At 68.6% G+C, this 6012-nt stretch carries 8 protein-coding genes; 4 read left to right on the forward strand and 4 right to left on the reverse strand.

Annotated elements, in window-relative coordinates:
- Window positions 1-2: 2 nt before the first annotated feature.
- From ACLFRB_RS05885 to ACLFRB_RS05895, 3 genes are read left to right on the forward strand one after another with little or no spacing between them, the layout of a single operon-like run.
- A complete protein-coding gene (locus ACLFRB_RS05885) occupies window positions 3-512 on the forward strand; it encodes a TlpA family protein disulfide reductase (protein WP_411068077.1) in 510 nt (169 codons plus the stop codon).
- Window positions 513-570: 58 nt separating this feature from the next.
- Window positions 571-1890 (forward strand): TolC family protein, encoded by a 1320-nt coding sequence (locus tag ACLFRB_RS05890; protein WP_411068078.1) that lies wholly within the window; start codon window positions 571-573, stop codon window positions 1888-1890.
- Window positions 1887-2678, forward strand: a complete 792-nt coding sequence (locus ACLFRB_RS05895) for an efflux RND transporter periplasmic adaptor subunit (RefSeq protein WP_411068079.1) — start codon at window positions 1887-1889, stop codon at window positions 2676-2678. Before ACLFRB_RS05890 ends, ACLFRB_RS05895 begins: the two co-directional genes overlap by 4 nt.
- A 99-nt stretch (window positions 2679-2777) precedes the next feature.
- Here the strand turns inward: ACLFRB_RS05895 and ACLFRB_RS05900 are convergent, their stop codons facing one another.
- Genes ACLFRB_RS05900 through ACLFRB_RS05910 form a run of 3 tightly spaced genes read right to left on the reverse strand, consistent with a single transcriptional unit; the run spans window position 2778 to window position 5183 of the window.
- Window positions 2778-3932 carry an NAD(P)/FAD-dependent oxidoreductase gene (locus ACLFRB_RS05900; protein WP_411068080.1) on the reverse strand — a complete coding sequence of 385 codons (1155 nt, stop codon included), beginning with the start codon at window positions 3930-3932 and terminating at the stop codon, window positions 2778-2780.
- Window positions 3925-4815, reverse strand: coding sequence for a class I SAM-dependent methyltransferase (locus tag ACLFRB_RS05905; RefSeq protein ID WP_411068081.1), 891 nt, complete (start codon window positions 4813-4815; stop codon window positions 3925-3927). Before ACLFRB_RS05905 ends, ACLFRB_RS05900 begins: the two co-directional genes overlap by 8 nt.
- A gap of 5 nt (window positions 4816-4820) precedes the next feature.
- Entirely contained in the window at window positions 4821-5183 is a 363-nt protein-coding gene (locus ACLFRB_RS05910; protein ID WP_411068082.1) for a hypothetical protein, read from the reverse strand.
- Window positions 5184-5275: 92 nt separating this feature from the next.
- On the opposite strand from ACLFRB_RS05910, the gene ACLFRB_RS05915 reads away from it, so the two are divergent.
- Window positions 5276-5542, forward strand: a complete 267-nt coding sequence (locus ACLFRB_RS05915; RefSeq protein ID WP_411068083.1) for an acylphosphatase — start codon at window positions 5276-5278, stop codon at window positions 5540-5542.
- Window positions 5543-5612: 70 nt separating this feature from the next.
- On the opposite strand, the gene ACLFRB_RS05920 is transcribed toward ACLFRB_RS05915, so the two are convergent.
- Window positions 5613-6012, reverse strand: a 400-nt coding sequence (locus ACLFRB_RS05920) for a lytic transglycosylase domain-containing protein (protein ID WP_411068084.1), incomplete at its 5' end; no start/stop codon positions are given.

Genomic DNA, 6012 nt, shown 5'->3' on the forward strand with positions numbered 1-6012 from the left:
CCGTGACGGGAAGCAACCGGATCTTCCGGGTCGCCACGATCCTCGTCATCCTGGGTCTGAGCGTGGGTCTTGCCGGGCTTGGTGCCTACGCTATGTCCAGGGATAAGGTCCCGGACGTGGTCCTGGAGGACTTGGAGGGGGAAAGCTTTCGTCTGTCGGACCACCGGGGGAAGCTGATTCTGGTGAACTTCTGGGCCCCGTGGTGCCCGCCCTGTCGACAGGAGATGCCCGACCTGCAGGCCTTCCACGAGGCCCACGAGGATACCGTGGTAGTGGGCCTGGCCATCAACTACCGGTCCCGGGAGAATGTCGAAAAGATGGTGGACATGATGAATATTACCTACCCGGTGGCCTACGCGAGCCCCCAGACGGCTGAGAAATTCGGTTCCTTCCGCGGGCTTCCCGCCACCTACTTGGTCTCCCCGGACGGTAGGGTCATTGGACACCATTCCGGCATCATGTCCCGCGAGGAGATGGAGGCCTACCGGGACCGGCATTTGGGGGGATCCTGATGGGCGGTCCCGTTCGCCCAATCCCGTTCCTACCAACACAGCCCGTGGGTGTACGTGCATGAAAAGTGGCGCTCGGTTCGAGGGCTCCACCGCCCTGGTTCTGGCCTGTCTGGCCTTCCTGCCGAACTGGGGATGGGCGGAGCGCTCCCCCACGCTCCCGCAGGGGGCCCTGGATCTGGACCAGGCGGTGCACATCGGCCTGGAGAATCATCCTTCCCTGATGGCCGCCCAGGCCCGCACCAAGGAGCGGGAGGCGCAGGTTCGCTCCGCCACCGCGGGCTACCGCCCGCGCCTCTATGCGGAGGGGATCTATCGCCAGGGACGGCAGATCGGAGGGCAGGACGAGGGCGAGTTCACCGACGACAGCGAGGCCCGGGTCGTTTTGGAGCAGGACCTGTACGATTTTGGGGCCCGTGAGGCGGCTGGACGAGCGGCCCGCTCTGAACGGGAGGCCGCCGAGCTGAACCTGTTCGATGCCCGGCAGCGCCGGGTGCTTGCCATCCGGCGGCAGTTCTATGATGCCCTCTTGGCCGACCGGCAGGTCCAGGTCTGGAACGAGGCCATGGCCGTGGCGTTCATACGCTGGGACTATGGACAGGGCCGGGAGGAGCTTGGGGAGATCTCCCCCGTGGAGCTGGCCCGGCTGGAGAGCCAGTTCCGCGATTTCCGGAGCAAATACCGCGGCGCCCAGTACGACGCCCGCCGGACCCGGGTGCGGCTGGCGCACGCCATGGGCTTGGAGGACGCCATCCCCCGGGATCTGGCTCAGCCGGACCTGGATCTCGATCGCGAGCTGCCGTCCGTACAGGAGCTGCGGAATCGGGCCTGGCGCACCAATCCACGCCTGGTGGCGGCCCGGCAGCGCCTGGATGCGGCCCGGGCGCGTAGCGAGCGCCGTGAGGCCCAGCGCCTGCCACGGGTGGTGGGCGAGGTGGTGGGTCAGAAGTACTCCCGCCAGTACGATTTCCGCAACGACGTGGAAGCCGCCATCCGAGTGGAGGCGCCCCTGTACGAGGGTGGACGCCTCGGGGCGCGGGTGGAGGCTTCCCGGGCGGCCGCCCAGCAGGAGCGGGCCGAATGGCTGGAGCTCCGCCAGCAGGTGGAGGAGAGCATCTACGACGCCCACCTGGACGTCCAGTCCTGGCAGGAGCGGAAGGCCTACGCTGAGACCCTGGTGCGCTATCGGGAGCTCAAGACCGATCTGGCCCGCACCGAATACGGGCTGGAATTGGAGACCGACCTGGGTGACTCCCTGACCGAGCAGACTCGGGCGGAAATGAAGCTGGCGGAGGCGGAGTTCGGGCTGGCCATGGCCTATGACCGCCTCGATGCGCTGGTCGGCGAGCCTCTCGTATCGAAAACGGAGAAACGACAATGAAACGGGCTGTACTGGCGAGCCTGGTGCTGTTGGGGTTGGGCCCGGTGGAGGCCGTAGGGGAGGAGGCGCAGAGTTCCTGGGAGGGGCGCCTGGAGGCGCGACGCGCTCTCGCCCTGGGGGCCCAGGTGAGCGGACCTGTGGCCGAGGTGCTGGTGGAAGAAGGCGACCGGGTGGAGGAGGGTGAGCTCCTGGCCCGGATCGACCCTGCCAGCTACCAAGCGGCCCTGGAGCAGGCCGAGGCCCGCTTGGAGCGGGCAGAAGCGGTGGCCAAGGAGAGTACCCGGGAGCTGGAGCGCCAGGAGCAGATCTACGACCGCGGGCTTTCCGCCCAGCACGACCTGGAGCTCGCCCAGCGGGACGCGGACCGGGACCAAGCCGCGGCCGAGGAGGCCCGGGCAGCCGTGCGCGAGGCCCGGGTCGACCTGGGCTATACGGAGATTCGGGCCCCCACGGACGGCGTGGTGGCCGAGCGCAACGTCCAACCGGGCGAAACGGTGATCGCCAACCTGCGGCCGCCGCTCCTGTTCCGGCTGTCTACCTCGGCGGAATCCCTGGACGTGGTGGTGAACGTAGGCGAGGAGCAAGTGACCGGCATGGGCGAGGGGGACGAGTTGGAGGTTACCTTCCCGGCCTTCGACCAGAAGCGCCTCCGGGGCGAGGTGGTCCGGATCGGTCAGGCCCCCGCCGACGACGAGGGGGAGGAGCCGCGCTACCCGGTCCGGGTACGGGTCCCCAATCCCGAGGGCGACCTGCGCATGGGCATGCGGGCCCGGGTCGCCGCCCCCTAGTACCGTCCGTCCACCCCGGGAAGGCCGGGCTCGGAGCCCGCACTGGCGAACGGTCCGGGCCGTCGGGCTCCTTCGGGGCCCGCTTGGGTCGCCGGCGGCTCAGGAGACGGCGGCCTCCGGGTCGAACAGGAACACCTTGCCGAAGACCCAGTCCCGGCGCAGCCGGTTGCTGCGGCAGATGCCCTCCACGATCCGCCCCTGCCAGGAGCGCGGGATCCAGCGCGTGAGGTCGAAGCGGGGCGCCTTCTGCGGGCCGTAACGCCCCGTCAGCCGCTGGGGATATTCCTCCAGGTCGGCCGCCCCGAAGCGGCCCCGCTCCAGTGCCGACCGCGCCACCGCAGCGGCGTCGCGGGCGCTCTCCACCGCCGGACGAATCCCCTCGCCCGAATAGTGCCGGGCAAGCCCCGCTGCGTCCCCCACCAGCAGGAACCGGTCCCCGTGGGCCTGGTTGGGCACCGAGTCGTAGATCTTGTAGGGATGGCCGCGGAACTTGGTGAGGTCCGCCTCCAGCTCGGGAGTGAGCCGCCCCAGGTCGCGCAGCTTTTCCATGAAGCGCGGGTGGGCGTCCCGGATGCGCGGGTCGCCCAGGCGGCCGATGCCGATGTTCAGGAAGTCGCCCTTGGTGAAGTACCAGGCGTAGCCGTTGAAGTCGGGCTCCAGGAACAGCTCCGGCACCTCGTAGTAAGGGGTGTGCTCCCGGATGCGCTCGGCCCCCACCCGCGTCTCGCTCTCCAGGGTCACCACCATGCGCTCCTCCGGAGCCTGGGCGGTGAGCTGGCGGCGGATGGGGTCCTTGGAGCCCCCGGCGCCGATGGCCAGGGGCGCCCGGTAGGTGCTGCCCTCCCGGGTGGTGACCTCGAAGCCCTCGGCCCCGGTCTCCACGGTGCGGACGTTCTCGTTGGCGAACCGCGCCCCCGCCTCCCGCGCCCGCTCCAGCAGGTAGTGGTCGAACTCCGCCCGGATGATGCCGTAGCTCACGGGGCGGCGGTAATCGGTGCGGCAGGGGGTGTCGCCCACCCACAGCACCGCCGAGGAGAAGGGACTGATGGTGTGGGGATAGGCCTCCGGATCCAGCTCCAGGGCGTCCAGGATCTGCGGGGTGATCCAGCCCGCGCAGAGCTTGACCCGGGGGAATTCGGCCCCGTCCAGGACGAGCACGTCCACGCCCTGGCGGGCCAGGTCCCAGGCGGCGGTGGAGCCGCCGGGCCCGCCGCCGATGACCAGAACTTCGGCATCGAATCCCTTGTCACTCATACAGATCCTCCCGGGTAAGCGGTACGGGGGCGAAGCGGGGCATGCGCTTGGAAGACAGCACCTGGTAGAGGAAAATCTCGCCTTCCTCGAAGTAGATGCTGCTCATGGCCAGGTAGAGGATCCAGGTGCGGTAGGTGCCCTCGTCCACGTGCTGGAGGCACCGGTCGCGGTTGCTGCGCAACCGCTCCATCCATTCGGCGCAGGTCCTGGCGTAGTGCTCGCGGAGGTTCTCCACATCCTGAACCTCGAAGCGGCTGTCCTCAAGCTGGGTGATGACCGTGGACAGGGAGGGCGGCTCCCCCTCGGGGAAGACGCGATCGCTGATCCACCGGCTGCCGGGGTTGGGGCGCCATTCCCGACAGCGGGAGATGCCGTGGTTGAGGAACAGGCCGTTGTCCTTGAGTAGGCGGTGGATGCCCTCGAAGTATCGGGCCAGGTTGCGGTGGCCCACGTGCTCGATGATACCGATGGCGCTGACGCGATCGTACTGCTCCAGGCCCACCAGATCCCGGTAGTCCCTGTACTCGACCAGGGCCTGATCCTCCAGGCCCTCGCGCCGGATCCATTCCTGGGCGTATTCGGCCTGCTGCTGGCTCAGGGTTACGCCGTGGGCGGTGACCCCGTAGTGCTTGCAGGCGTGCACCACGAAGGATCCCCAGCCACAGCCGATGTCCAGCAGGGTCTGGTAGGGCTTCAGGCGCAGCTTGCGGGCGATGTGATCGAACTTGGCCCGCTGGGCCTCCTCCAGGCTGGCCTCCTCGTGGGGAAAGTAGGCACAGGTGTAGGCCATCTGCGGGTCGAGGAAGAGCCCATAGAAGTCGTTCGACAGGTCATAATGGTAGGCGATGGACCGGCGGTCCTTGGCGCGGGTGTGGCGGAACATGGCGCTCAGATTCGCAGCAGGGTGAACAGGATCTTGAGCTTTTCGCCCAAGCGCAGGGTGGGGGCCCGTTCGATGAGGGCGTTCTTGGTCTTCAGACCGGCGATCAGGTCGCCCTCGATGTCTAGGTGCTTGTCCACGAAGGCCTCGGCTGCCCGGTACTCGTTGGGGCGGAGGATGAGGCGGCGCACGGTGCGCGGGCTGTCGAAGACGATAACGAAGCGGGGGCTGTCCGTGTAGCGCAGCTCCCGTTCGCCGACGCGGATGTTGAAATCCTTGCGGCTGCGGCGGAACAGGATGTCGGCAATGGTCCCCAAACGCCGGGCCACCTTGTCCTGCTGGGGAAGCACTTCCGCGGCGGTATAAAACATGGGCTCCTCTCGTTACCCTGCGTAGCTCCGGAAACCGAAGCTCCGGGACATGGGATGCCCCGGAGACTCTGACCCAGCTCGGGAGGCTGTCGATGCAGCGACACTATACCATCCACGGTCGGGTGCAAGGCGTCTTCTTCCGGGATTCCACCCGGCGCAAGGCCCGCGAGCTCGGGCTGGGCGGCTGGGTGCGTAACCTCCCCGACGGCTCCGTGGAGGCGGTGGTGGCGGGGGACGCGGAAGGTGTCCGGGCCTTGGAGGACTGGTTCCGGCAGGGCGGCCCGCCGGCGGCCCATGTGGAGCGGGTGGATGCGTCCGATCAGGAGGAGGAGACCTTCGGCGACTTCCGGGTCCGGTAGGAAGGGCCAAGGGCGGCGCAGGGCCTGTCCGGGCCCCCGGTCCCGCGCCCGACTTCCAAGGGGGATTTGGCTACCGGTTCTCGGCCCAGCGCCCCCGGTAGGCCTTGTGGATCTTCTCGGGGTAGATGGTGCGCCCCGTGCTGCCGTTGTAGGCGGCCAGGGCCCGCAGGATGTCTCCCCCCTCCTGCTCCAGGTAGTGGCGGAGGATGGTGCAGCCGTAGCGCAGGTTGGTGCGAGGCTCGAACAGGTTGTCTCCGGGCCGGCCGATCTCCTCGCGCCAGAAGGGCATGATCTGCATGAGGCCCCGGGCGCCGGCGTGGGACAGGGCGAAGCGCTGGAAGTTGCTCTCCACCTGGATCACCGCGAAGACCAAGCCCGGCGGGATCTCCGCCCGGCCGGCCTCCTCGAAGACCAAAGCGGCCAGGCGGCGGCGCCGGTCGGGGTCGGAGACAAAGGGCTGCAGGCGGCGC

It is taken from the genome of Thiohalorhabdus sp., from assembly GCF_046545655.1.
GTDB lineage: Bacteria > Pseudomonadota > Gammaproteobacteria > Thiohalorhabdales > Thiohalorhabdaceae > Thiohalorhabdus.

What these genes read in the sequence shown, in the direction of transcription:
- ACLFRB_RS05915 (WP_411068083.1), top strand. Translation starts at nt 5,276, where the DNA reads ATGCAGCGACACTATACCATCCACGGTCGGGTGCAAGGCGTCTTCTTC.
- ACLFRB_RS05905 (WP_411068081.1), bottom strand. Translation starts at nt 4,815, where the DNA reads ATGTTCCGCCACACCCGCGCCAAGGACCGCCGGTCCATCGCCTACCAT.
- ACLFRB_RS05900 (WP_411068080.1), bottom strand. Translation starts at nt 3,932, where the DNA reads ATGAGTGACAAGGGATTCGATGCCGAAGTTCTGGTCATCGGCGGCGGG.
- ACLFRB_RS05910 (WP_411068082.1), bottom strand. Translation starts at nt 5,183, where the DNA reads ATGTTTTATACCGCCGCGGAAGTGCTTCCCCAGCAGGACAAGGTGGCC.
- ACLFRB_RS05890 (WP_411068078.1), top strand. Translation starts at nt 571, where the DNA reads ATGAAAAGTGGCGCTCGGTTCGAGGGCTCCACCGCCCTGGTTCTGGCC.
- ACLFRB_RS05895 (WP_411068079.1), top strand. Translation starts at nt 1,887, where the DNA reads ATGAAACGGGCTGTACTGGCGAGCCTGGTGCTGTTGGGGTTGGGCCCG.